A 24,842-nucleotide genomic window follows, 5' to 3' on the forward strand; every position below is an offset into this window, starting at 1 on the left:
TGAGCAACGATATGACGCCATTCGCAGATAGTGCCAAGCCGGATCACGTCGCCATTATTATGGATGGCAACGGAAGATGGGCGAATGGTCGGGGTTTGAAGCGTATTTTCGGACACCGCAAGGGTGTCGAGGCGGTGCGCCGCGCCGTTGAGGCGGCGCGGGACGCCGAAATCGGGCACCTGACGCTGTTCGCCTTTTCCTCGGAAAACTGGAAACGGCCCAAGGATGAAGTCCGCGACATCATGGATCTGATCGCGATCTTCATTCACCGCGAGTTGCAGAACTATCATGCCCAGAACATGCGCTTCCAGATGATCGGCGAGCGTAACGGGCTGGGTGCCAAGGTTCTGGGCGCACTCGAATACGCCGAAGAGCTGACCCGCAACAATACCGGCCTCCATGTCGTCGTCGCCGTGAACTATGGTTCGCGCGCCGAAATCGCGCGCGCGGCGGCAGCGCTGGCGCGTGACGCGGTCGAGGGCCGGATTTCGCCGGACGAGATTAATGAGGCGCTGGTGTCCGGACGTCTCGATACGGCGGGGATCCCCGATCCTGACCTGATCATCCGCACCAGCGGAGAACAGCGTCTTTCCAATTTCCTGATGTGGCAGTCGGCCTATTCCGAACTGGTGTTTTTGCCGTGTCTGTGGCCGGAATTTTCCAAGGACGTGTTTGACGAGGCGCTCAGGGAATATGCGCGGCGTTCGCGTCGCTTCGGCGATGTGGTCCAGCCGACCGCTGTTATGACGGGGTCCTGATGGGCCGGGAACTGCAATTGCGGATCATGTCGGGCGTGGTGCTGGCGCTCGCGGTTCTGGCTGCGACCTGGTTCGGCGGTGCGGCCTTTCTGCTTCTCGCCGTCGGCATCGGTCTTCTCGTTTTTTACGAATGGCTGGCGATGAGCCGTTCCAGGCCTTCGGCCGGGCGTGGGGAAAGCATCACCGTTCTGCTGTCAGGCTGGGCTGTCATGATTGCGACCGCCATTCTGACGTTCCTGGAATTGTTTGTGCCCGCGCTGTTGCTTTCGGCCATCGCCGCCGGTGGCGCTTGGGCGTATGGCCGCAGCAGACCGGTCCCGCTGTGGTTTGGCGGCGCGCTCCTCTATGCCGGTGCGGCGATGGTCTCGCTTGCCGCCATCAGAAGCGGTAGCGCTGGAGGTCTTTACGCGACCCTGTTCATCTTTGCCGTCGTCTGGTCGACAGACATCATGGCCTATTTCGTCGGGCGTACGTTTGGCGGTCCCAAGCTTGCCCCTGCGATCTCGCCCGGCAAAACCTGGTCCGGCGCCATTGGCGGTACAGTCTTCGGTGTTGCCGCCGCGCTTGGCCTTTGTGTTGCCTATGGCGGCAGGCCGTCGGTGCTTCTGGCCTTGCTGGCGGTGGTGCTGTCAGCGGTCAGCCAGGCCGGCGACCTGTTCGAATCAGCGCTTAAACGGCGGTGTGGCGCCAAGGATTCCAGCCATCTCATTCCCGGCCATGGCGGGGTGATGGATCGTGTGGACGGACTTGTCGCCGCCGCATTCGCGATGTTTATCTTGGCCGGTTTCGCCATGCTGTCCGGCACGGGCGACAGCGTCGGCGCGGTGCTTTTTCGGTGGAGTGGCCTGATGGCCCTGCCGCCCGTTCATGGAGCCTGAATTGGGTATCGGTTTTACAAACGCACCGGGAATGATCGTTGCCTTTCTGGTGGCGATCTCCTTTCTCGTCTTCTTTCACGAGCTGGGGCACTATCTGGTGGCGCGCTGGTGCGGAATTCGCATTCTGGCGTTTTCGCTCGGTTTCGGCCCGGAGATTGTCGGGCGAACCGACAAGCATGGCACTCGTTGGAAGCTGTGCGCGATACCGCTTGGCGGCTATGTGCGCTTTTACGGTGACGAGGACGCGGCCAGCCGCCCCGATTTTGCCGGTGTGGACGCGATGCCGCCCGAGGAGCGCGCAAAGACCTTCAACGGCGCGGCGCTGTGGAAACGGACGCTGACTGTTGCCGCCGGTCCGATAGCGAATTTCCTGCTGGCAATCGCCATTTTTGCGGTCATCTTCTCTGTTTACGGCCGCGGTGTTTCCGATCCCGTCGTTGGTGAGGTCGTTGCCGACAGCCCGGCGGCCAAAGCCGGGATACAGCCCGGCGATATCATGATGTCGCTCGATGGCCAGAAGGTCGGAACCTTCGATGCAGTGGTGCGCTATGTCAGCGTGCGACCCGGCGTTCCCATCCACGTGACGGTGGAACGCGACGGTGCGCCGGTCGATCTCACGGTGGTGCCGGAACGCATCGAGGAGCAGGACCAGTTCGGAAACGCGATGGAGCTTGGCCGGATCGGTGTGGTGGGCACCCGCGATTCGGGTAATTTCCGGGTCGAGCGCTATCAGCCGCTTGAAGCGATCGGACAGGGCGCGCTGCAGAGCTGGCACATCGTCGTCAGCACCTATGACTATATCACCAACGTTTTTGCCGGCCGCATGAAGGCCGATCAGATCGGCGGACCTGTGCGGGTGGCGACAATGGCCGGGCAGATGGCATCGCTCGGGATTGTCGCCTTTGCCAATTTTGCCGCGATTCTGTCTGTCTCCGTCGGTCTGTTCAATCTGTTGCCGGTGCCCATGCTGGATGGCGGCCATCTGCTGTTTTACGTAATCGAGGCCGTGCGCGGGCGTCCGCTGTCGGTCAGGGTTCAGGAATTTGCCTTCCGCATCGGATTGTTCCTGGTGCTTGCGCTGATGGTTTTCGCCACCTGGAACGACACAATTGGCCGGATGGGTTGAGACATTCCGTTTTTAACCCTTTGAGACTGTTTGGCTAAAGCAGATGTGAATGATCTTGTGGCGAAGGGGGGAGTGTGCGAATGTGGCCTTGCCTTTGGCGTAGGAGATGATAGGAGAAGCGCAGTAGATACGTTTCGGTTATTGTAGCCTTCCGTTTACCATATTGTGAAAAGAACGTGGCGATTTGGCCACGCTTGGGGCGGAAGTTGCAAAAGTCGGGCGGCTTTCTATTGCGTGGAGGTGTGAAGTCTTTAGAACAAAAGACGGGAAAACCTCTAAAACGCTGATATTGAGCGATCATAAAGGGTAGATAATAGCATGGCCGGTTCAAGATTTTTGAACACAGTTTCAGGTGCGGCGCTTTCGTTGGCTGTCGCTGCTTCCGGGGGGATTGTTGCTGCTGTTGCCTTGCCCTCGAGCGCTTACGCTGCTGTTGTGAGTAATATTGTCGTCAATGGCACCAATCAGGCCGGTTCGGATGCGATCCGCTCCAAGTTGACGATTCAGCCGGGCCGCAGCTTCACCGACGCCGATATCAACCAGTCCATTCGCAATCTTTACAGCTCGGGCTATTTCTCCGACGTCAAGATTTCGGTTTCCGGTTCGACGCTCGTTGTGAACGTGACCGAGAACCAGCTGATCAACCAGGTCGTCTTCAACGGCAACCGCAAGGTTGACGACAAGAAGCTTCAGGGCGTCGTGCAGCTGCATTCGCTTGGTCCGTTCAACAGGGCGCAGGCCGAGCTTGATGCCCAGCGCATCAAGGACGCCTATTCGCAGATCGGCCGTTCCGACGTTGAGGTCAGCATTGATACCGCGACCGTTCAGGACAACAGGGTCAACGTTGCCTTTGTCATCGATGAGGGTGGGCGGACCAAGACCCGCAAGATCAATTTCGAAGGCAACAACACATTCGGCGATTCTCGTCTGGCCTCGGTGATTTCCACAAAGCGCTCGACGCCGCTGTCGTTCCTGACGCGCAAGGATATCTACAATCCCGACAAGCTGCGTCATGACGAACAGCTTCTGCGTGATTTCTATAACAATCACGGCTTCCCCGATTATCGCCTGATCTCCACGGATGTGGATTATAGCGAGGAAGACAATTCCTATTCGATCACGTTCAACATTTCCGAGGGCGATCGTTATCGTTTCGGTGATATCGGCGTTGCATCGACGGTTGAAGGTGTCGATACCGCCACGTTGAAGGGTGACATCAAGACCAAGGCCGGCAAGATTTATGATGCCGACGATATTCAGAAGACCTCCGAATCGATCGCCGCATCGGTTTCTTCCCAGGGGTATCCGTTCGCGCAGGTCACGCCGCGCGGCGACCGTAACTTCAGCAATGACACATTGTCGGTGAATTACGAGATCGATCAGGGCGTCCGGGCCTATATCGAGCGCATCGACATTGTCGGCAATACGCGTACGCGTGACTACGTCATTCGGCGTGAGTTCGAACTGGCCGAAGGCGATGCCTATAACCGCGAGATGATCGCACGCACCAAGCGGCGTCTGGAAGCGCTCGGCTATTTCAGTGATGTCAGCATCACCACCCAGCCGGGCAGCGCGCCGGACCGCGTCGTCCTGGTCGTCGATGTGACCGACGAGCCGACAGGTTCGTTCTCGGTCGGCGCCGGCTACGATGCCGAAGGTGACTCGCTGGTTCTCGAACTCTCGGTTCAGGAACGCAACTTCCTCGGACGTGGCCAGTTCATCCGCGCATCGGCCGGTCTTGGTGACGACGATTCGCAGATCTACAACTTCTCCTTCACCGAACCCTTCTTCCTGGGCTATCGCGTGGCGGCCGGTTTCGATCTGTATCGCTCCTATTCGGCTTCGCAGGATTACTACACCTATGCCGAGACGGCCGGCGATATCCGCCTGACGGCGCCGCTGACCGACGATCTCAGCTCGACCATCAAATATGTCTATCAGCAGTTCGAATATGATGGTGCCGGCGATTGGGAAAACCCGAACAATCTGTCTCCGGTGTTCCAGGATCTGGTCAATGGCAGCCCCTGGACCGTATCGTCGGTCGAGCAGTCCTTCGACTTCTCGAGTGTTGATAGCCGGCAGCTGCCGCGTGAAGGCGTTCTGGCCAACCTGACCAATACGGTCGCTGGTCTTGGCGGCGATTCGCACTATTACGCGATGACCGGTAAGGTCCGCTGGTATCAGATGATTTCGGATCAGGCGGATATCATCGGCTCGCTGACGGGACGCGGTGGTTTCGTAACGCCCTTCGATGATGATCTGAATGTGTTCGACCAGTTCACCATCGGTGGTCAGGAAATCCGCGGCTTCAAGCAGAACGGTATTGGTCCGCGCACGGTGCAGCAGGGTGATGCGCTCGGGGCACAGTATTATGCGACCATTTCGGCTGAGGCGAACTTCCCGCTTCCGCTCATTCCGGAAGACATCAACCTGCGTGGTGCAGCGTATGTCGACGCCGGTTCGGCCTGGGGCAACGCCGTTGAGGTTAACAATACGGCTATCGAGGGTACGGACTTTGCGGTCCGCGCGTCTGCCGGTATCGGTCTGATCTGGAACTCGCCTTTCGGCGATCTTCGCTTCGATTACGCCGTTCCGTTCGCCAAGGAAGATTTCGACGAGACCCAGCATTTCCGCTTCGGAATTGCCAACTCGTTCTGATCTCCCTGTCCAGAGCTTATTTCGTCACTGTTCTGGAGAGAAAAATGGATCAGAACCAGTTTTTCGGTGCGCGGCAGTCAATTCGTCTCGACGTATTGGCTGAGCGCACCGGGTCGGTGTTGTCTAAACCGGATAGCGGCGACCGTATGGTTGAATCGGTGTCACCGATCTATCGGGCAGGGCCCTACGATATCTGTTACATCCTTTCGCGCAGCAATATCGATCAGCTGAAAACCTGTCGTGCGGCGGCGGTGTTCTGTTCTCCCGACCTTAAAAAGCATATTCCGGCAGAGCTGCCGGCGCTTGTTTCAGATGCGCCGCAGCTTGCCTTTGCGCGTGCGGCGGCTCAGCTCTATCCGGCCGCGATGCGTCCGCAGGCCGCGTTGAACCGTCAGGCCGGCATTTCACCGCAGGCGGTTGTTGACGATACGGCTGTTATCGAGAAAAGCGTTCAGATCGAGCCGTTTGCGGTGATCGGCGCGCGTGCTGTGATTGGCGCGGGTTCGCGGGTTCTGTGCGGCGCCGTGGTCGGCGCCGATGTGAAGATCGGCCGCAATGTCACGCTCGGCGCGCATGTTTCGGTGTCCAATGCACTGATCGGCAACAATGTCATCATCCATACCGGTGCGCGCATCGGTCAGGACGGGTTCGGCTATGCGCCGGGACCGACGGGCATGGTGAAGCTGCCGCAGGTCGGCCGGGTCATCATTCAGGACGATGTTGAAATCGGGGCCAATACCACGATCGACCGTGGCGCGATGGACGACACGGTCATCGGCGAAGGCACCAAGATCGATAATCTGGTGCAGATCGGCCATAATGTGCAGATCGGCCGGCATTGCGGTATCGTGAGCCAGTCGGGTGTTGCAGGCAGCACCAGGATCGGCGACGGAGTGATGATCGGCGGGCAGACCGGTATCAATGGCCATATCGAAATTGGCAGTGGCGCGCAGATCGCCGGCAAGAGCGGTGTGCTGAACTCTGTGCCTGCGGGAGACCGGATAGGGGGGAATCCCGCACGGCCGATCCGGGATTATCTGAAAGAAGTGGCAGAGATCGCACGGCAGTCAGCGAAATCGGGAGACAAAAAAGGTGAGTGAAGAAACGAAAGAAACGTTGGGGACGATGGATCTTCTGGAAATCATGAAGTTCCTGCCTCATCGTTACCCTTTTCTGCTGGTAGACCGCATTGTCGAGATTGAAGGCGACGAAAGCGCGGTTGGAATCAAGAATGTCACGGCCAACGAGCCGCATTTCCAGGGGCATTTCCCGGAAATGCCGATCATGCCCGGCGTTCTTCTTGTCGAGGGAATGGCTCAGACGGCGGGCGCGATCTGTGCTCACAAGGCCAATGAAGTCGACAATCTCGTGTATTTCATGACGATAGACAATGCCCGTTTCCGCAAGCCGGTGGTGCCGGGAGATCAGGTGTATTACAAGGTCGTCAAACAGAAACAGCGCCGCCGCGTGTGGAAGTTCCACTGCGAGGCGCTTGTCAACGACCAGCTTGTCGCCGAGGCTGATATCGGTGCCATGATGGTGCGCAAGGACGAAGAATGACCAATATTGCCAGCTCCGCAAAAATCGACAGCCGCGCGATTGTCGAGGACGGAGCCGTGATTGGTGAGCACGCCGAAATCGGCGCGTTCTGTTACGTCGGCGCCAATGCTGTGCTCGGCGACAATGTGAAGCTTCTGCACCATGCGGTGGTGGAGGGGGCGACACGGCTGGGCGACGACTGCCAGGTGTTTCCCATGGCGGTGATCGGCGGTGCACCGCAAAGCATCCGTCATGACGGCAGCCAGACACGGCTTGAAGTCGGCCGCAACTGCGTCTTCCGTGAAGGCGTGACTATCAATACCGGCTCGTCCCACGGTGGCGGTGAAACCGTTGTTGGCCATGACAACCTGTTTCTGGCCAATTCCCATGTCGGGCACGACTGCCGCATCGGCAATAATGTGATCCTGTCGAACAATGTCATGGTCGGCGGCCATGCGACGGTTCATGACCGGGTGATCCTGAGCGGCGGCGCGGCGATCCATCAGTTCGTGCAGATCGGGCGGCAGGCATTCATCGGCGGGCTCGCCGGCGTGGTCAACGACGTGATTCCCTATGCCATGGTGGTCGACAATCCGGCGTTCATGGGGGGGCTCAATGTGGTCGGCATGCAGCGCGCCGGTATGAGCAAGGGCGAGATCCATGCCGTTCGCAGGGCCTATCAGGCGATTTTCGCTGCCGGCACGGTCATCGGCAACGCCCGCGCCCTGCTTGAGAGCGGGGATGAGGCGGAAGGCGCTGCCCGCGAAATCATCGACTTCGTTCTTGACCGCGACAGCGAGCGGGCTTTGACGACGCCCGGCTCCAGGCGGCGGGGCAGCAAGGCGTGAGTGCGGCATCGGCTTCCGGATCGGAGCCGGTCGCGATCATCGCCGGAAACGGCCGTCTGCCGTTTTATGTCGCCGAGGCCGCGCGTCAGGCCGGCACACCGCCCTTCATCATTCAGCTGCGCAGCGAACGCAGCCATGACTGGACCGATTTTGACCATATGGAGGCCGATATTGGCGCGTTCCGGCCGGTCGTCACCGCCCTCCAGAAACGCGGCATACGGAAAGTTGTGCTGTCGGGCGGTGTGACGACGCGGCCGGACCTTTTCGGCCTCAGGCCGACCGCGCGTGTATTTCTGTCGCTTCCCTCGATTTTGAAAAAGCTGAAAAGCGGCGGCGATGACAAGGTGCTGCGCATGGTAATCGACCTTTTCGAGCGCCATGGCTTCGAAATCATCGCAGCACAGGCGATTGCCGGCGATCTTCTGGCAACAACGGGCGTGCTGGGCACCGTTGCGCCGGATCGCGAGGCGATTGGCGATATTCGGGCGGCGGCCGAAGCAGCGCGGACCATCGGCGCGATGGATATCGGCCAGGGGGCGGTCAGCCTTGGCGGCCGGGTTGTCGCGCTTGAAGGCGCTGAAGGAACCGACCAGATGTTGGAACGGGTCCGCACAATGCGTGAAAGCGGACGGATATCACGAAAGCACCGGGGCGCGCTTGTCAAACTGTGCAAACCCCAGCAGGATCTGCGCGCCGACCTGCCGTCGATTGGCCCGGAAACCGTGCGTGCGGCATCGGCCGCAGGCCTTGGCGGTATCGCGGTGGAGGCCGGACGCGCACTGGTGCTGGATCGCGCGGAAACCATTGCGGAAGCCGACAGGGCAGGGCTTTTCCTTTACGGGCTCGAGCCGGACGAGATCGCTGCGCCCGCGTCGTGAACCAATCTCTTCATGGGAGTGAAGCCATGTCGAAAACTTTGAAGATCGGCGTGATTGCAGGTGAGGTTTCGGGCGATCTGCTTGGCGGCGACCTGATTGCAGCCCTGAAGACGATTCATACCGGTGACGTTGAGCTTGTCGGGGTTGGCGGCGATGCGCTTGGCGCCGAGGGGCTCGATTCGCTGTTTGATTATTCCGAGCTGTCGATCATGGGGTTTACCCAGGTGATTGCGCGGCTGCCGCAGCTGATCAGGCGCATTCGCCAGACGGCCGATGCGCTGATTGCGGCACGGCCGGACGTTCTGGTGATCATCGACAGCCCGGATTTCACCCACCGGGTGGCAAAACGGGTAAAAAAGGCGCTGCCGGATCTGCCGGTGGTCAATTATGTCTGCCCCAGCGTGTGGGCGTGGAAGGAACACCGCGCGCGCGACATGCTGGCCTATGTCGACCACGTGCTGGCGGTGCTGCCGTTCGAGCCGGAAGCCATGAAACGGCTGGGCGGGCCGGAAACCAGCTTTGTCGGACATCGGCTGAGCGAAGAGCCGGGCGTGATCGCCGCCCGGCAGAGTTCCGCCCTTCCGGCTGCGGGCACGCCGCCGACCATCCTGCTGCTTCCCGGCTCGCGCGCCGGCGAGATCAAAAGTCTCACACCGGTCTTCCGGGATGTTGCGCGGATTTACGCGGAGCGCAATGCGATGCCCCGTTTCGTGCTGCCGACAGTGACCCGCAGGGAGGAACTGGTGCGCGCGGCGATTGCCGACTGGCCGGTGAAACCGGAGCTTGTCGTCGGCGATGCGGCCAAATGGAAAGCCTTCAGCGAGGCCCATGCGGCCGTGGCGGCCTCCGGCACGGTGGTGCTGGAGCTGGCGCTCTCCGGCATTCCGGTGATTTCGGCCTACAAGGCGGATTTCATCGGCCGGTTCATGCTGAAGAAGATCAGCATCTGGTCGGCATCGCTGCCGAACCTGATTGCCGACAAGCCGCTGGTTCCGGAATATTTCGATGACACGATGCGGGCAGGGGCGCTGGCCCGTTGGATGGAGCTCCTGACGCGCGACACGCCGCAGCGAAACACCATGCTCGAAGGGTTTGACGGGGTCTGGCAGCAGATGCGTACCGCGGTTTCGCCCGGCAGGCGGGCTGCGGAGGTGACCCTTCAGGTGCTGAAAGACAAGAACAGGCTGTAGCCGCAAGCCGGATAGCAAAAAGGGCCGCGATTGCGGCCCTTTTCGTAAACAGAAGCGGCTTTTTAAATCAGCGCTTGGAGAACTGGAAGGAACGGCGGGCTTTCGCGCGGCCGTACTTCTTGCGCTCGACGACGCGGCTGTCGCGGGTGAGGAAACCACCCTTCTTCAGCACGGCGCGCAGTTCCGGTTCGAAATAGGTCAGTGCCTTGGAGATGCCGTGACGTACAGCACCGGCCTGGCCGGAGAGGCCGCCGCCGGTAACCGTGGCAACGATATCGAACTGACCGGTACGTTCGGTTACGACGATCGGCTGCTGCAGGATCATCTGCAGAACCGGACGACCGAAATAGTCGGTGAAGTCCTTGCCATTGACGGTGATCTTGCCGGAACCGGCCTTCACCCATACGCGGGCGACGGCGTCCTTGCGCTTGCCGGTGGCATAGGCGCGGCCGAGATCGTCAACCTTGCGTTCGTGAACGGGGGCTGCGGGGGCTTCGGAGGCCGTGGCGACATCGCCCAGCGTCTTCAGATCGGACAGGTCAGCCATTAAGCGCTCCTTACATTCTTCTTGTTGAGCTTGGCAACGTCGAGAACTTCGGGCTGCTGGGCTTCATGCGGGTGGTTGGTGCCGGCGTAAACGCGCAGGTTCTTCATCTGGCGACGGCCAAGCGGACCGCGCGGAACCATGCGCTCGACAGCCTTTTCGATGACGCGCTCGGGGAAGCGGCCTTCGATGATCTGGCGCGCATTGCGCTCCTTGATGCCGCCGGGATAGCCGGTGTGCCAGTAGTACATCTTGTCGTTGTACTTCTTGCCGGTCATCGCGACCTTTTCGGCATTGATGACGATGACGTTGTCGCCGTCGTCGACATGCGGGGTGAAGGTGGCTTTGTGCTTGCCGCGCAGACGCATGGCAACGAGCGAAGCGAGACGGCCGAGGACGAGACCTTCGGCATCAATCACGATCCACTTCTTTTCCACCTCTTCAGGCTTCTGGGAGAAGGTAACCATTTTCTGATACTCTCGATTTCATTCCGACCCCGAAGGGCGGACGTTTTTTGTTGCTTTACTTGGGGAACCCCAAGCGTGGCATATGCGACGGGCGCATGTGCTCGCGGTTGTATAGAGACAGGCTTGCGGAAGGTCAAGCGCCAATATGACGCTTATGGAATGTATTTCCATTGTTTTTCAATGGCTTAAAATATTGGTATTATGATACCGTATATATGACGGCCGGTTTGCGGCCTGGATCAGCCTTCCGGTCATCGAAGGATAGCACATAGCGCTGGCGCTTTTGGCGAAAATATGGAACATATAAAGAACAAAAAATGACAGATATGGGAGAGTTTCATGGCGCTTCAGCGCAGGATCAGCATGATCACGCTCGGTGTGGATGATCTGGCGGCAGCGACGGCCTTTTACGAAAGGCTTGGCTGGAAACGGTCATCGGCGTCTCAGGACGGCGTCAGTTTTTTTCGGCCTCGACGGCATCGTGCTCGGGCTTTTCGGGCGTAAGGCGCTGGCGCAAGACGCCGGGCTTTCCGGTGCGCCGGCTGACAAGCCCGCCTTTTCCGGTGTGGCGCTTGCCTACAATGTCTCCTCGCAAGTCGCGGTGGATGAAACCATCGCCTTTGCCGAACGCTGCGGCGCAACCTTGGTGAAGCCGGGCGAGGCAGTGTTCTGGGGCGGTTACAGCGGCTATTTCGCCGACCCCGAAGGCCATTTGTGGGAGGTGGCCTATAATCCGTTTTCGCCGCTTGACGAGCATGGTCATATGACCTTGCCGGAATGAGCGGGTGCCAAAGATGTTCGCAGCCTTTTCCTTGCAATCGCGGGCGCGCGGAGCGATAAGCCGCATCGTCTGAATGAATTGAAGAAGGATGCCATGGCAGGCACGAACAGCGAGCTTCCGCTCATCGCCGAAGGACCGGTGATCATTCTGGTGAACCCGCAGCTTGGCGAGAATATCGGCATGGTGGCGCGCGCCATGGCCAATTTCGGGCTTGCGGAACTGCGCCTTGTCGATCCGCGCGACGGCTGGCCGAGTGATACCGCGCGGGCTGCCGCCTCCAAGGCCGATCACGTGATCGATGGGGCGACGGTTCACGACACCCTTGCCGATGCGATTGCCGATCTCAATTTCGTCTACGCCACCACCGCCAGAAGCCGCGACGGATACAAGCCTGTGCGGGGACCGGGCGTTGCCGCCAAAACACTGCGCCAACGCTATCGTGGCGGCGAGCGCACCGGCATCCTGTTCGGCCGCGAGCGCTGGGGCCTCAACAATGAAGAGGTCGGCATGGCCGACGAGATCGTGACCTTTCCGGTCAATCCCGCCTTCGCCTCGCTGAATATCGCTCAGGCCGTGCTGCTGATGTCCTATGAATGGATGAAATCCGGCATGGAGGATGAAAGCCGGACGGCGTTTCAGCCTGTTGACCAGACGCCGGCGACCAAGCAGGACCTGTTCGGCTTTTTCGGCCATCTGGAAGACGCGCTCGATGCGCGCGGCTATTTCCGGCCCGCCGACAAGAAGCCGCGCATGATCGACAATCTGCGTTCGGTATTTACGCGGCGCGCCATGAGCATGCAGGAAATCCATCTGCTGCGTGGGGTGATTTCATCGCTCGACCGCTATACCCGCAAGAGCCCGCGCGGCGGTGAGGGCAGCGATGGCTGAGGCGCGCGAGGGGCCGGTTCTGATATTCGATTCAGGGATCGGCGGGCTGACTGTTCTGCGCGAGGCCCGCATGCTGATGCCGGATCGGCGTTTCGTCTATATCGCCGACAATGCCGCCTTTCCCTATGGCGACTGGCCGGAAGAGGCGCTGCTGGCGCATCTGCTGGCGCTGTTTGAACGCCTGCTCGACGATATCCGTCCGGCCTGCGTCGTCATCGCCTGCAACACGGCCTTCACGCTGGCAGGTGCGGCCCTTCGCGCGCGTTTCCATGAAACCGATTTCGTCGGCACGGTTCCGGCGATCAAGCCGGCGGCCGAACGCACCGCTTCGGGGCTGATTTCGGTACTGGCAACGCCTGCGACCGTGAAGCGGGATTATACGCGCACCCTGATCGAGAGTTTTGCCACGCATTGCCATGCCCGGCTGGTGGGGTCGAAATATCTCGCAGCCCTTGCCGAAGCCTATATCAGCGGCGGCGCTGTTTCCGATGAGGTGCTGTGGGCGGAAATCGCGCCCTGTTTTGTCGAGGAAGACGGGCGGCGCACCGATATCGTGGTGCTGGCCTGCACCCATTACCCGTTTCTCGCCAACCGTTTCCGAAAGCTCGCCCCCTGGCCGGTGGACTGGCTGAACCCGGCTGAAGCCATCGCCCTGCAGGCCAGACGCGTGCTGGGCCAGCGCCCTGCCGATGCAATCGGCGAAACCAATCGTGATCTGGCGATCTTCACCAGCCGCGATGTCCGCCCGGAAATCGCGCGGCTGATGCAGGGGTTCGGTCTGATCGTTGCAGGCGGTGAGGGAGCTTAGCCGGCGGCAAGCCCCGGGATCGGTACGCCGAAGGTCTGCAGCAGAAGCACGATATTGAGCGAGAGCACGGCAAGCGAGCCGATGATGGCAAGCGCCCCGATCAGTCGGCCATTGGCATAATCGCCCATGATTGCCCGGCTGCGGGTGAAGATGACCAGCGAGATCATCGGTACCGGCAGCGCAATCGACAGGATGATCTGGCTGACCACCAGCGCTTCCGTGGCATTGACGCCAAGCGCCACGACCACAAAGGCCGGCGCCATGGTGATCAATCGGCGCAGCCAGATCGGAATGCGGAAGCCGACAAAACCCTGCATGATCATCTGGCCGGCCATGGTGCCGACCACAGAGCTGGAAATACCCGAGGCGATCAGCGAGATCAGGAAGGCGCCCGCGGCCGCGCCGCCCAGAAGCGGCGTCAGCATATGATAGGCGGTCTCGATCTCCGCCACTTCGCTGTGGCCCTTGTGAAAGGCGCTGGCCGCCATCATCACCATCGCCATGTTGACCACGCCGGCAACGGCAAGGGCGAGCACGACCTCGATGTTGGAAAACCGCAGCACCCGGCGGCGGTCGGCCTCGTTTCTGGTCTTGACGCGGTGCTGGGTGAGGCCGGAGTGCAGGAAAACCGCATGCGGCATCACCGTTGCGCCGATAATGCCGACGGCGATGGCAAGCGCGGTGGCATCGGGAATGTCCGGCGTGACCATGTGAAAGGCGGCTTCGCCCCAGGCGATCGGCGCGATGAACAGTTCGACGATGTAACAGAGGCTGATGACGGCAATCAGGCTGCCGATGATCAGCTCCATCGGCCGGAAACCGCGGCGCTCGAACAGCAGGATGCCGTAGGTGACAATCGCCGTGACCCCCATGCCGGCCATCAGCGGCATGTCGAACAGCAGCGCAAGCCCGATGGCGCCGCCGAGAAATTCGGCAAGATCCGTCGCCATCGCCGCGATTTCGCTGACGATCCACATCAGGATGACCACGGGCTTCGAGAATTCGTCGCGACAGACTTCCGCGAGATTGCGGCCGGTGACGATGCCAAGCTTGGCCGACAGTCCCTGAAACAGCATGGCGATCAGGTTGGCGAACAGCACCACCCACAACAGTGTGTAGCCATAGCCGGCGCCGGCCTGGATATTGGTGGCATAATTGCCGGGGTCGACATAGGCGATCGAGGCAATCACCGCCGGGCCGGCGAAAAGCAGCGCCGAACGCGGCCTGATATGGCCGGAAGCCATGGCCTGCTCGATGGCCGTATTGGTGCGATCACTCAGCGAAGGGCGTCTGGAATTATGGTCTGACATCTTGGATACGGCAATAAAATGGACTTGGAAATATTCCAAATATAGCCAAGGCTACATTTTTGTCAATCGGCGTCATATCTGCAATCCCTTGCATGCCGGAGGGGTTCCGATTATTTTGTGATAACAATGTTTAGCCTGGGCTTTAAAATGCAATCACATGTTATTTTCGGCTGTTTCGATGCCGGAAAATACGCGTTTTTCGCAAACACAGGTGTGTTGATGCTGCGGGAGGCAGGGATATGACCGACGGACCGGGCGATCAGGCCGACCGATTCTCCAAAGCCCGTTCGGAACGTGCTTCAGCGCTTCTGGAGGATTATACCGAACTGATTGCCGACCTGACGGCGGAACATGGCGAGGCGCGGCTGGTGGATATCGCCAGAGCCATGGGCATTGCCCATCCGACAGCGGCGAAGGCCGTCTCCCGGCTGAAGCGGGAGGGCCTTGCGACATCGCGGCCCTATCGCGGTGTTTTTCTGACGGAGGCCGGCGAGGCGATGGCGGGCAAGGCCCGCATCCGTCACCAGCTGGTGCGCGACCTGCTGCTGGCCGTCGGCGTTCCGGCGGAAGCGGCGGAGTTGGACGCCGAAGGCATCGAGCATCATGTGTCCGACGAGACGCTCGCCGCCTTCGAGGCATTTTTGAAGCAGACCTAATCCCAGAACGGACGTCCGGCCTCCTGACGGGCCTGATGCGGCTCGATACCGATGTCGCGCAGGCGCTCGTCGGTGAGTTCGCGCAGTATCAGCCGCTGTCTGCGCCGTTGCGGCCAGTAGACAAGAAGCAGCCGGGCCAGCTGCCGGATTTTGCGGGCGATCTGGAGGGGGAATGCGGATTTGCGGTTTTGGGGGACAACGATCTCGGTCATGGCGGCTTCCTTCAATTGGTGAGGAAGGAGATAGCCGCAGTCGGAGCCGTGATGTTTCGGTCGTGAGCGAACTGTCAGCCGCTGACGGATCGGCTGTCCGGTGCTAGATTGAGCGCCATGACAAACATCGTTTCGGGAAACACGCTTGCCTCCGTCGCCGCTCTGATCGGCGATGTCTCGCGTGCCAATATTCTTTCCGCCCTGCTTGGCGGAAAGGCGTTGACGGCGGGCGAACTGGCCGCCTGTGCGGGCGTGTCGCCGCAAACGGCGAGCAACCACCTCGCCAGGCTTGTCGACGGTGCGCTGGTTGTGGTCGAAAAACAGGGCAGGCACCGTTATTTCCGGCTGGCCTCGGCGGAGGTGGCCGAAACGCTGGAACATCTGAGCCTGCTATCGGCAACCGGCCCGGTGCGCCATCGCCCCACGGGGCCGAAGGACGAGGCGCTCAGGCTCGCACGGACATGTTATGACCACATGGCCGGTGCGATTGCCGTCGGGATCACGGATTCGCTGGTGCAGTCCGGTTTTCTCGTATTCGACGGAAAGGCCGGGCTGGTCACCGACAAAGGCGCTGTTTTTCTGGAGGATTTCGGTGTTTCTCTCAATGAGGCGCGTCACAGCCGAAGGGCGCTTTGCCGCACCTGTCTCGACTGGAGCGAACGGCGTCACCATATCGGCGGCTGGCTGGGGGCGGCCATGCTGGAGCGCTGCTGTGCGCGGCACTGGCTGCGGCCGGTATCGGACGGCCGTGCGCTGATGCTGACGCGCGCCGGGCAGGCGGGTTTTTCAACTGTGTTCGGCCTGCCGCCCGAGATGCTCAGGATTATGACCACGGAAAGCTGTGGGTAACCCCGCAAACTCTCGGCGCGGCCCTTTCGACCTGTTACAAACGGGCCGCAACACCAACAAGAAGGCAAAGGCAACAAGTGCAAGTCGATATCGATATGGGAACGACATCGGCGGGTGACGTGGCCACACTCGATATCGAGGAGCTGCTGGCGACCCGTCTTCTGGTCCAGGGCAATTCGGGGTCGGGCAAGTCCCACCTGTTGCGCCGTCTTCTGGAACAGTCGGCAAAATGGGTGCAGCAGGTCGTCATCGACCCGGAGGGTGATTTCGTCACCCTGTCGGAGGCCTTTGGTCATATCGTCGTGGATGCCGAGCGCTCCGAGGGTGAGCTGATCGGCATTGCCAACCGTATCCGCCAGCATCGCGTTTCCTGTGTGCTGACGCTGGAAGGTCTGGAAATCGACGACCAGATGCGCGCGGCCGCAACCTTCCTGAACGCGCTTTTCGATGCAGACCGCGACCATTGGTACCCCGTGCTGACCGTTGTCGACGAGGCGCAGATGTTCGCGCCATCGGCCGGCGGCGAGGTGAGCGAGGAGGTCCGCCGGCTTTCGCTCGGCGCGATGACCAATCTGATGTGCCGCGGGCGAAAACGCGGCCTTGCCGGCGTCATTGCCACCCAGCGGCTGGCCAAGCTTGCCAAGAATGTCGCGGCCGAGGCCTCGAACTTCCTCATGGGCCGCACCTTTCTGGATATCGACATGGCGCGCGCCGCCGACCTTCTCGGCATGGACCGCAGGCAGGCCGAGCAGTTCCGCGACCTGAAGCGCGGCAATTTCGTTGCCCTTGGCCCGGCCATGTCGCGCCGTCCACTGGCGGTGACGATCGGGCCGGTGGAGACATCTGCGCGCTCCTCCAGCCCCAAGCTGATGCCGCTGCCGGAAAAGCCGGAGGATGTCGAAGACCTGATCTTCACACCGGACCCGGAGGATATGGCGCGCCAGGCCACAACACCGCGCCGTGTCGCGCCCCGACCGCGCCCGACCGTGGACATTATCGACGCGCTGTCGAAATCCGCCGAAGAGGCCGAAATGCCGGAAGCGCCCGTGCGCGGTTCGCGCGCGCCGGCGATGTCCGAGGAGGAAAAGGAAGACTGGATTGCGATGACCCTGGCGGAAATTTCCGGTTCTCCGGAATCTGCTTTTCGTTCGGATTCAGAGCTTTATCAGGACTTTTTGATGCGCGGCCGCATGAAGCGGATTTCCGGTGCGCCGCTGGCCATGTCCGATTTCCGCCGCCGGCTCGCCATTGCCCGCTCCGGTGCGGATGATGCGATGGTGGAAAGCGAGCAATGGCAGATGGCGCTTTCGCTGCTTGCCCATGTGACCGAAGATCTGCAGGGCGTGTTCCTGATGTTGGTCAAGGCGGCGATTGCGGGCGATGCCTGCCCGTCGGATGCCGTTATCGCGCGCGCTTACGGCACGCATTCGGCGCGGCGCGCCCGGCGTTTTCTCGACTGGTTCGAGGAGCAGGGGCTGATCGTGCTGCACACTGATCTCAGCGGCCTGCGCATCGTCGCCTTCCCCGATCTCGACCGGCAGACGGCGGGCGGCAATCCCGACGCGCCGGCCGATGAGGCCGAACAGCGCAAGGCGGCAGAGTAGGGCTTTGGGAACGCGGCCCTATGGCTGGGAGCGGGCTTTCAGATGATCAAGCACGAACAGGCGCACGGCGGATGACAGATTTACATCCGGCGCACGGGTATCGTCGATTTCGCTTAAAAGGGCAGCAAGACTGACACCGCGCTCACCGGCGATGTCATGGATTTCGCTGAAGAACGCATCCTCGAGGGAAAGGCTCGTACGGTGGCCGTGCAGGCTGACGGAGCGTTTGCGGATCAATCGTCGCTGTCCTCAGCCTTGCGGTTTCCGGGAAAGGACGTAATGCGGCCCTGTTCGAAAAGTCGCTCCGTCTTGTCGCGCTCAAGCCTGTCGCGCTGTTTTTCGCCCTTGGTGCGTCCGTGGATCGCGCGATTTTCAGCGGCCGTTTCCGCCGCCTTCTGCCGTGCGGCGCGTTTGCGCTTCTGTCGCAGATTGACGACCTCGGCGCTCATGGCCGTTCAGTGCTTCTTGCGGAAGGCGTCAAGCGAGACGACCGAAGCGCCGTCATCGTCGCCGGGACCGTCGTCATCGCCGCTGTTTTCGACCTGCGGCTCGACAGGCTTTTCCTCTTCCACATCCAGCGTGGCGACATCGAATTCGAGTTCGAAATTCACCGACGGGTCGTAGAAGCCGACAATCGCGTTGAAGGGGACGACGAGGCGTTCGGGCACGTCGGAAAACGACAGGCCGATCTCGAAATGGCTGTCGGTCACTTTCAGGTCCCAGTACTGGTGCTGGATGACGATGGTCATCTGCTGGGCATATTTTTCCTTCAGCGCCTGGGAGATGCGCACGCCCGGCGCGCCGGTCAGGAAGGTGATGAAGAAATGATGCTCACCGGGCAGGTGGCCTGTGGCGGCGACCTCTGAGAGAACCTTGCGCACCATGCCGCGCAGGGCGTCCTGTGCCAGAATGTCGTAGCGAATATGGTCTTGCCCCATCACGTCTTTCCCGCCCTTGGCCGTTTGATTGCAATCTGACTACAGCCAATTAATTCGCCTGATGCCTGAGCGCAATCTTTACAGGGGATTTTGTTCAAATTCAGGTGGAGGCTTCTGTTGCCAGGTGCCTCCGGACCCCGCCTTACAGTGCTACCCATAAGGACTTAAGGTGGGTTTCTGGAACCGCCATTAGGCAGCTACAGCGTAACCCTGAGCTTTGTTGTCATTTGCAACTACTCGTTTGACCCGATAACGGTGGTATCATGCCGGGTAAAAGGTCAATCTTTACACTCTTGTCGATCCTGTTTCGCCCCCATCACAAGCAGGCCTTTTCCGCCTGTTTGTGGTGGAGGCGCCGGGTACCGCCCCCGGGTCCAATGAGCTTATTACATTGCCGTTTATTACCATAGCCGGAAGAACCGGCATGCCTGATATAAGTGTTTCGGACGCTTCTGCAAAGGGGGCGGCGCGCAAAAGGCGGGGAAAGGCGCTTCGACACCCTTTTCCATGCGCCTTACATGGCTATAGAACGAGGAACCGACTGCACGAGGGAGCATCATGCGGCAATATCTCGAACTTCTGGGCCATGTGCTTGAAAACGGAACCGACCGGAGCGACAGAACCGGCACGGGCACACGCTCCGTCTTCGGCTACCAGATGCGCTACGACCTGTCGGACGGATTTCCGGTGCTGACGACCAAGAAGCTGCACCTGCGTTCGATCATTCACGAATTGCTGTGGTTCCTCATGGGCGACACCAATATTGCCTATCTGAAGGAAAATGGCGTTTCGATCTGGGATGAATGGGCTGACGAGAATGGCGATCTCGGTCCCGTCTACGGCGCGCAGTGGCGCTCCTGGCCAGCGCCGGACGGTGGCCATATCGACCAGATCGAAAAGCTTGTGGAAAGCATCCGCAACAATCCCGACAGCCGCCGCCACATCGTAACGGCCTGGAACCCGGCCGAGGTCGACAACATGGCCCTGCCGCCGTGTCACTGCCTGTTCCAGTTCTATGTCGCCGATGGCAAGCTCTCATGCCAGCTCTACCAGCGCTCGGCCGATATTTTTCTGGGCGTGCCCTTCAACATCGCCTCCTATGCGCTGCTGACCCTGATGGTGGCGCAGGTGACTGGCCTGAAACCCGGCGATTTCGTGCATACGCTGGGCGACGCGCATCTTTATGCCAACCATTTCGAGCAGGCGCGTGAACAGCTTTCCCGCATTCCGGGGCAATTGCCGGTTATGCGGCTCAATCCGGCGGTCACTGATCTGTTTGCCTTCACATTCGAGGATTTCACGCTCGAAGGCTATGAGGCCGCGCCGTCGATCAAGGCACCGATCGCGGTTTGAGGGAGGCTCGATGAATTATCCGGAAATCGAAATGATTGCCGCGGTTGCCGAAAACGGCGTGATCGGCAGCAACGGGGATATGCCGTGGAAGCTGTCGTCCGACCTCAAGCGCTTCAAGGCGATCACGGTCGGCAAACCGGTGATCATGGGTCGCAAGACATTCGAATCGATCGGCCGACCGCTGCCCAACCGCACCAATATCATTGTCACCCGCAATGAGGGGTTTCAGGCTGAAAATTGCATTGTTATCAATCGACTGGAAGGTGCAATAGAGGTGGCGCAGGAAGGCGCGCAGGCTGCGGGCGCCGGTTCGGTCTGCGTGATCGGGGGCGGTGAAATCTATCGGCAGGCCATGCCTTATGCCGGAAAACTCCACATCACCCATGTGGAAAAGACGCTCGATGGCGATACCGTTTTTCCGAAGATCGATCCGGCGATCTGGCAGGTCGAAAGCAGCGAGACGGTTCCTGCGGGCGAGAAAGATGACTACCCGACGCGCTACGTGGTTTACGTTCGCAAAAGCGGATGAACAGGATTTTACCGCGATTTCGGCACTCAGTTGACCGATCGCGTTGAAAGCGCGTTTCCGCGACCCTATAACGGGTACAAACGCCTTTGGCGTTAATGCGCGGCTGCGGCACAAGGTTCCGCAGCCTGAAACAGTTTTTTTGGAAGAGGTGTTAATGCCCTGGAGCAATCAGAATGGCGGCGGTCCCTGGGGAGGGGGTGGTGGCGGCGGCGACAATCAGGGGCCGTGGGGACAAGGTCCCAAGCGTCCTGGTGGTGGCGGCAACGGTGGTAACGGCAATGGCGGTCCGCCGGATATCGAGGATTTCTTCCGCAAGGGGCAGGATCAGTTCAAGGGCATGTTTCCCGGTGGCTTCGGCGTCGGGCTGGTGGCGATCATCATCGTCGTGGTTGCCGCGTTCTGGGTCATGCAGTCGATCTATACCATCCAGCCGGACCAGCGCGGTGTCGAACTGAGGCTCGGCAAGCCGCAGCAGGAAATCGCCGGCCCGGGTCTACATATGATGATCTGGCCGATCGATCAGGTCGAGACCGTCAACATCACCGAGCAGCAGCTCAATATCGGTGGCGGCACTTCGGCGCGTGCCGGAATCATGCTGACCGGCGACCAGAACATTGTCGATATCGAATTCGCCGTTCTGTTCAGCGTCACCAATCCGGAAGCCTTTCTCTTCAACGTCGAAAATCCGATCCTGACATTGCAGCAGGTCTCCGAAAGTGCCATGCGCGAAGTCGTCAGCTCGCGTCCCGCACAGGACGTGTTCCGTGATGACCGCGAGGGCATTTCGCTTGATGTGAAGGACATCATCCAGTTCACCATGGACCAGTACGGCGCGGGCATCACCGTCAATGCCGTTTCCATCGAGGAAGCAGCACCGCCGACGGAAGTTGCCGATGCGTTTGACGAGGTTCAGCGTGCCGAACAGGACGAGGACCGCTATCTCGAGGAAGCCAACCAGTATGCCAATCGCGTGCTCGGCGCGGCCCGTGGTGAAGCGGCCCAGATCCGCGAGGCGGCTGCCGCCTACAAGGATCGCGTGGTCAAGGATGCCGAAGGTGAAGCCGGCCGGTTCAACTCGATCTACGAGACCTATGCCGCTGTTCCGGAAGTCACCCGCAAGAGGCTTTATCTGGAAACCATGCAGGATGTCTTCGGACGCTCGAAGAATGTGATTGTCGACGAGAATGAGGGCGGGCAGGGCGTCGTTCCCTATCTGCCGCTGGATGCGGTGGACCGGAACAATGCGGCGCGCAGCCAGCGTTCTTCGGGGTCGCAGACGTCTTCCCCCGCAACACAGAATCTGACCCAGGGAGCGAGCCAGTAATGTCATCCAATCGTGTTTTCGCTATCCTGGCCGGTGTCGTGGTCCTGCTGCTGCTTGGCTATGCATCGATCTTCATCGTCAATCCGCGTGAGCAGGCGCTCGTCATCCGCTTCGGACAGATCCGGGAAGTAAAGAGCGATCCGGGGCTTTATTTCAAGCTGCCGTTCGCTTTCGCCGGCGCCGACAAGGTGCAGTTCATTTCCAATCAGGACATGCGCTTCGATCTCGACGATATCCGCGTTCAGGTGTCGGGCGGCAAGTTCTATGAAGTGAACGCCTTCGTGGTCTACCGGATCACCGATCCCGAACGGTTCCGCGAGGCGGTGTCCGGTGACCGCGATGTCGCGGTTTCGCGGCTTCGCACCCGTCTCGATTCCTCGCTGCGCCGTGTTTACGGTCTGAGGGATTTCCAGGCTGCCCTGTCGAGTGAACGTGCTTCGATGATGCAAGAAGTCGGCGACCAGTTGCGTCCGGCTGCCGAATCGCTCGGCATCTCCATTGTCGATGTCCGCATTCGCCGGACCGATCTGACCCCGGAAGTGTCCGACGAGACCTATGCCCGGATGCAATCCGAGCGTCTTGCTGAAGCCGAGGCCACCCGCGCCCAGGGGCGTGAACGTGCGGAAGTCCGCCGTGCCGCCGCTGACCGCGAGGTCGTCGAGATCCAGTCGTCCGCCAACCGCGATTCGGAGCTTTTGCGTGGTGAAGGCGATGCCGAACGCAACCGCATTCTCGGCGAGGCCTATGGCAAGGATCCGGAGTTCTTCTACTTCTACCGGTCGATGAACGCCTACAGGGACGTGCTCGGGGACAACTCGACCATGGTTCTGTCGCCGGATTCGGAGTTCTTCGAATATTTCCGCAACAGCGGAGCCGGCAAGATGCCGCTGAGCCCGGCGCTTTCCGGCGGTGAAGCTGCGGGTGATGCTGAGCAGCAGGTAGCAGATTAATGCTCCTGCAGGACATACTGATCGGATTTGCGTTTTATCTGATCATCGAGGGGCTGGTCTATGCACTGGCCCCTTCGTTTCTGGTGGCAATGGCAAAGCTGTTGCCGACGATTTCGGAAGGTGCGTTGCGGGCAACGGGTCTGATTGCCGTGATGCTTGGTGTCGGCCTTGTCTGGCTGATACGCGGATAGGCCTGCCGCAGCTGTTGCGACAGGAAGACAATCAACCCGACGGAGGCAAGATGACGACAGTCGAGCACACTTTTCCGGTTCGCCGTTTCCTGGCGCGTTATGTCGTCGGTGCGGGGGTTTATGCAGCGGCCGCCGTATTGCCGCTTGCAGCCGTTGTCGCGCCAGTCCGCGCCCAGACGCTCAGCGATGTATCGGTTGCCGATATGGCAGAAGGACTGCTGGATTCCGTCGTCAATATCTCGATCTCCGAAGACGGCGGACCGTCCGGTGAAACCCGGCCGCTGCCGGACGTTCCGGAAGGCCAGCCGTTTGAAGATCTGTTCGAGGATTTTTTCGAAGGCGAGGAGGGGCCGCACAGCCGCGAGATTTCCTCGCTCGGTTCGGGCTTCATCATCGATCCGGACGGTATTATCGTCACCAACAACCATGTCATCGACAATGCCGATACCATCGAGGTGACGCTGGCCGATGGCACCACGCTGGATGCGACGCTGCTGGGTGTGGACGACAAGACGGACCTTGCCGTGCTCAAGGTGGAGCCGGACGAACCGCTGCCGGCGGTCAGGTTCGGCGATTCGCGCGAGGTGCGGATCGGCGAATGGGTTATGGCGATCGGCAATCCCTTCGGCCTTGGCGGCTCCGTCACACTCGGTATCGTTTCGGCGCGCGGACGCGAACTCGATGGTCCCTATGACAATTTCATCCAGACCGATGCCGCCATCAACAAGGGCAATTCCGGCGGGCCGCTGTTCAACATGGATGGTGAGGTGATCGGCATCAACACGGCCATTCTGTCGCCGTCGGGCGGATCGATCGGCATCGGCTTTTCCGTGCCGAGCGAGCTTGCCGAAAACGTCATCGACCAGCTTGTCGAGTTCGGACGCACGCGCCGGGGCTGGCTCGGGATTCGCGTTCTGGAAGTGAGCGATGCGATGGCCGAGACGCTCGGCGCCGGCAATCGCCCGGCGGTTGCTGTCGGCTCGATCATCGAAGGCGGTCCGTCCGATGGTGGTCCTCTTGAGGAAGGCGACCTCATCTTGAGCTTCGACGGTCAGGAGATCAGCAATACCCGCGATCTGCCGCGCTTCGTTGCGGAAGGTCGGATCGGCGAACCCGTGGATGTCGAGATCATGCGCGACGGTGAGCGGATGACGCTTCAGGTCACGCCGCAACTGCTGGAAGACCCGGAAGAGGCGGAAGGCGCGCTTGCGACAACGGATGAACCGGATGCGGGCGACGAGGCCGTGACGCCGGGACTGCCGGTCAGCCTTTACGGCATGACGCTGGCCGAACTCGACGACAATGGCCGCACGCTTTACCAGATCGACGGCAATGTCGAGGGCGTGCTGATCACCGAGGTGGAGGCCGGCAGTGCGGCTGCCGCGGAAGGGCTTCAACCCGGCATGGTGATCGCCGAGGTCGGGCAGGATGCGGTGACCACGCCGCAGGAGGTGCGCTCGCGCATCGTTGAACTGATCTCCGAAGGACGGCGCAGCGTTTCGGTCATGGTTGCCGATCCTGATGGCACGCTCGGCATTGTCAGTCTGGTGCTGGAATAGGCGT

The 24,842-nt window shown here is 60.5% G+C and carries 29 protein-coding genes and 1 other RNA gene; 22 read left to right on the forward strand and 8 right to left on the reverse strand.

Features of this window, described 5'->3' with window-relative positions; translation table 11 throughout:
- Positions 1-11 precede the first annotated feature (11 nt).
- From ABID12_RS09105 to lpxB, 9 genes are all read left to right on the forward strand, one after another.
- Positions 12-758 carry an isoprenyl transferase gene (locus ABID12_RS09105; protein WP_354433966.1) on the forward strand — a complete coding sequence of 249 codons (747 nt, stop codon included), beginning with the start codon at positions 12-14 and terminating at the stop codon, positions 756-758.
- On the forward strand, positions 758-1,636 hold the full coding sequence (locus ABID12_RS09110) for a phosphatidate cytidylyltransferase (RefSeq protein WP_354433967.1): 879 nt from the start codon (positions 758-760) through the stop codon (positions 1,634-1,636). The genes ABID12_RS09105 and ABID12_RS09110 overlap by 1 nt, the downstream gene beginning before the upstream one ends.
- A complete protein-coding gene (rseP, locus tag ABID12_RS09115; protein WP_354433968.1) occupies positions 1,626-2,762 on the forward strand; it encodes an RIP metalloprotease RseP in 1,137 nt (378 codons plus the stop codon). The genes ABID12_RS09110 and rseP overlap by 11 nt, the downstream gene beginning before the upstream one ends.
- 318 nt (positions 2,763-3,080) lie before the next feature.
- The gene (gene bamA / locus ABID12_RS09120; RefSeq protein WP_354433969.1) at positions 3,081-5,420 is read left to right on the forward strand and encodes an outer membrane protein assembly factor BamA; all 2,340 of its coding nucleotides are present in this window, start codon (positions 3,081-3,083) and stop codon (positions 5,418-5,420) included.
- A 44-nt stretch (positions 5,421-5,464) separates the two neighbouring features.
- On the forward strand, positions 5,465-6,520 hold the full coding sequence (lpxD, locus tag ABID12_RS09125) for a UDP-3-O-(3-hydroxymyristoyl)glucosamine N-acyltransferase (protein WP_354433970.1): 1,056 nt from the start codon (positions 5,465-5,467) through the stop codon (positions 6,518-6,520).
- Between the two features lie 25 nt (positions 6,521-6,545).
- Positions 6,546-6,980 carry a 3-hydroxyacyl-ACP dehydratase FabZ gene (fabZ, locus tag ABID12_RS09130; RefSeq protein WP_106311068.1) on the forward strand — a complete coding sequence of 145 codons (435 nt, stop codon included), beginning with the start codon at positions 6,546-6,548 and terminating at the stop codon, positions 6,978-6,980.
- On the forward strand, positions 6,977-7,807 hold the full coding sequence (gene lpxA, locus ABID12_RS09135) for an acyl-ACP--UDP-N-acetylglucosamine O-acyltransferase (RefSeq protein WP_354433971.1): 831 nt from the start codon (positions 6,977-6,979) through the stop codon (positions 7,805-7,807). The genes fabZ and lpxA overlap by 4 nt, the downstream gene beginning before the upstream one ends.
- Positions 7,804-8,685: an LpxI family protein gene (locus ABID12_RS09140; RefSeq protein ID WP_354433972.1), complete on the forward strand. Its 882-nt coding sequence runs from the start codon at positions 7,804-7,806 to the stop codon at positions 8,683-8,685. The genes lpxA and ABID12_RS09140 overlap by 4 nt, the downstream gene beginning before the upstream one ends.
- 26 nt (positions 8,686-8,711) lie before the next feature.
- Positions 8,712-9,875 (forward strand): lipid-A-disaccharide synthase, encoded by a 1,164-nt coding sequence (gene lpxB / locus ABID12_RS09145; protein ID WP_354433973.1) that lies wholly within the window; start codon positions 8,712-8,714, stop codon positions 9,873-9,875.
- A 67-nt stretch (positions 9,876-9,942) separates the two neighbouring features.
- Here lpxB and rpsI read toward each other — a convergent pair whose 3' ends face one another.
- Both rpsI and rplM read right to left on the reverse strand, forming a co-directional pair.
- Positions 9,943-10,422, reverse strand: a complete 480-nt coding sequence (gene rpsI, locus ABID12_RS09150; RefSeq protein ID WP_106311080.1) for a 30S ribosomal protein S9 — start codon at positions 10,420-10,422, stop codon at positions 9,943-9,945.
- Positions 10,422-10,886: a 50S ribosomal protein L13 gene (gene rplM / locus ABID12_RS09155; RefSeq protein ID WP_319519959.1), complete on the reverse strand. Its 465-nt coding sequence runs from the start codon at positions 10,884-10,886 to the stop codon at positions 10,422-10,424. The genes rpsI and rplM overlap by 1 nt, the downstream gene beginning before the upstream one ends.
- 363 nt (positions 10,887-11,249) lie before the next feature.
- Between rplM and ABID12_RS09160 the strand changes: the two genes are divergently transcribed.
- The 4 genes from ABID12_RS09160 to murI all read left to right on the forward strand — a co-directional run bounded on the left by ABID12_RS09160 (position 11,250) and on the right by murI (position 13,363).
- Complete coding sequence (locus ABID12_RS09160; RefSeq protein WP_354434117.1) at positions 11,250-11,390, forward strand: hypothetical protein; 141 nt, start codon at positions 11,250-11,252, stop codon at positions 11,388-11,390.
- The gene (locus tag ABID12_RS09165; protein WP_354433974.1) at positions 11,368-11,667 is read left to right on the forward strand and encodes a VOC family protein; all 300 of its coding nucleotides are present in this window, start codon (positions 11,368-11,370) and stop codon (positions 11,665-11,667) included. The genes ABID12_RS09160 and ABID12_RS09165 overlap by 23 nt, the downstream gene beginning before the upstream one ends.
- Before the next feature lie 93 nt (positions 11,668-11,760).
- Positions 11,761-12,555: an RNA methyltransferase gene (locus tag ABID12_RS09170; RefSeq protein ID WP_354433975.1), complete on the forward strand. Its 795-nt coding sequence runs from the start codon at positions 11,761-11,763 to the stop codon at positions 12,553-12,555.
- Positions 12,548-13,363: a glutamate racemase gene (murI, locus tag ABID12_RS09175; RefSeq protein WP_354433976.1), complete on the forward strand. Its 816-nt coding sequence runs from the start codon at positions 12,548-12,550 to the stop codon at positions 13,361-13,363. Before ABID12_RS09170 ends, murI begins: the two co-directional genes overlap by 8 nt.
- Here the strand turns inward: murI and ABID12_RS09180 are convergent.
- Complete coding sequence (locus ABID12_RS09180) at positions 13,360-14,673, reverse strand: Nramp family divalent metal transporter (RefSeq protein WP_354433977.1); 1,314 nt, start codon at positions 14,671-14,673, stop codon at positions 13,360-13,362. The two genes, murI and ABID12_RS09180, sit on opposite strands and share 4 nt — an antisense overlap.
- Before the next feature lie 239 nt (positions 14,674-14,912).
- Here ABID12_RS09180 and mntR point away from each other — a divergent pair, with 239 nt between their 5' ends.
- Positions 14,913-15,329, forward strand: coding sequence for a manganese-binding transcriptional regulator MntR (gene mntR / locus ABID12_RS09185; protein ID WP_354433978.1), 417 nt, complete (start codon positions 14,913-14,915; stop codon positions 15,327-15,329).
- Here the strand turns inward: mntR and ABID12_RS09190 are convergent.
- On the reverse strand, positions 15,326-15,541 hold the full coding sequence (locus ABID12_RS09190; protein ID WP_354433979.1) for a DUF1127 domain-containing protein: 216 nt from the start codon (positions 15,539-15,541) through the stop codon (positions 15,326-15,328). The two genes, mntR and ABID12_RS09190, sit on opposite strands and share 4 nt — an antisense overlap.
- A gap of 117 nt (positions 15,542-15,658) precedes the next feature.
- Between ABID12_RS09190 and ABID12_RS09195 the strand changes: the two genes are divergently transcribed.
- Entirely contained in the window at positions 15,659-16,390 is a 732-nt protein-coding gene (locus tag ABID12_RS09195) for an ArsR/SmtB family transcription factor (protein WP_106311101.1), read from the forward strand.
- Between the two features lie 77 nt (positions 16,391-16,467).
- Entirely contained in the window at positions 16,468-17,994 is a 1,527-nt protein-coding gene (locus tag ABID12_RS09200) for a helicase HerA domain-containing protein (RefSeq protein ID WP_354433980.1), read from the forward strand.
- Between the two features lie 18 nt (positions 17,995-18,012).
- On the opposite strand, the gene ABID12_RS09205 is transcribed toward ABID12_RS09200, so the two are convergent.
- From ABID12_RS09205 to ssrA, 4 genes are all read right to left on the reverse strand, one after another.
- A complete protein-coding gene (locus ABID12_RS09205) occupies positions 18,013-18,231 on the reverse strand; it encodes a ribbon-helix-helix domain-containing protein (RefSeq protein ID WP_106311107.1) in 219 nt (72 codons plus the stop codon).
- Positions 18,228-18,443, reverse strand: coding sequence for a DUF4169 family protein (locus ABID12_RS09210; protein WP_354433981.1), 216 nt, complete (start codon positions 18,441-18,443; stop codon positions 18,228-18,230). Before ABID12_RS09210 ends, ABID12_RS09205 begins: the two co-directional genes overlap by 4 nt.
- A 6-nt stretch (positions 18,444-18,449) precedes the next feature.
- The gene (locus ABID12_RS09215) at positions 18,450-18,932 is read right to left on the reverse strand and encodes an SspB family protein (protein WP_106311114.1); all 483 of its coding nucleotides are present in this window, start codon (positions 18,930-18,932) and stop codon (positions 18,450-18,452) included.
- Between the two features lie 103 nt (positions 18,933-19,035).
- Positions 19,036-19,395, reverse strand: a transfer-messenger RNA (tmRNA) gene (ssrA, locus tag ABID12_RS09220).
- A gap of 95 nt (positions 19,396-19,490) precedes the next feature.
- Here ssrA and ABID12_RS09225 point away from each other — a divergent pair.
- The 6 genes from ABID12_RS09225 (at position 19,491) to ABID12_RS09250 (ending at position 24,838) form a co-directional block, all read left to right on the forward strand.
- The gene (locus ABID12_RS09225) at positions 19,491-20,285 is read left to right on the forward strand and encodes a thymidylate synthase (RefSeq protein ID WP_354433982.1); all 795 of its coding nucleotides are present in this window, start codon (positions 19,491-19,493) and stop codon (positions 20,283-20,285) included.
- 10 nt (positions 20,286-20,295) lie between these two features.
- On the forward strand, positions 20,296-20,814 hold the full coding sequence (locus ABID12_RS09230; RefSeq protein ID WP_354433983.1) for a dihydrofolate reductase: 519 nt from the start codon (positions 20,296-20,298) through the stop codon (positions 20,812-20,814).
- A gap of 154 nt (positions 20,815-20,968) precedes the next feature.
- Complete coding sequence (gene hflK / locus ABID12_RS09235; protein ID WP_354433984.1) at positions 20,969-22,138, forward strand: FtsH protease activity modulator HflK; 1,170 nt, start codon at positions 20,969-20,971, stop codon at positions 22,136-22,138.
- Positions 22,138-23,088, forward strand: a complete 951-nt coding sequence (hflC, locus tag ABID12_RS09240; protein WP_354433985.1) for a protease modulator HflC — start codon at positions 22,138-22,140, stop codon at positions 23,086-23,088. Before hflK ends, hflC begins: the two co-directional genes overlap by 1 nt.
- A gap of 5 nt (positions 23,089-23,093) precedes the next feature.
- Positions 23,094-23,279 carry a DUF2065 domain-containing protein gene (locus ABID12_RS09245; protein ID WP_106311221.1) on the forward strand — a complete coding sequence of 62 codons (186 nt, stop codon included), beginning with the start codon at positions 23,094-23,096 and terminating at the stop codon, positions 23,277-23,279.
- 50 nt (positions 23,280-23,329) lie between these two features.
- Complete coding sequence (locus tag ABID12_RS09250) at positions 23,330-24,838, forward strand: Do family serine endopeptidase (RefSeq protein WP_354433986.1); 1,509 nt, start codon at positions 23,330-23,332, stop codon at positions 24,836-24,838.
- Positions 24,839-24,842: the final 4 nt, after the last annotated feature.

Origin of the sequence: Martelella mangrovi (assembly GCF_040545495.1) — a bacterium.
GTDB lineage: Bacteria > Pseudomonadota > Alphaproteobacteria > Rhizobiales > Rhizobiaceae > Martelella > Martelella mangrovi.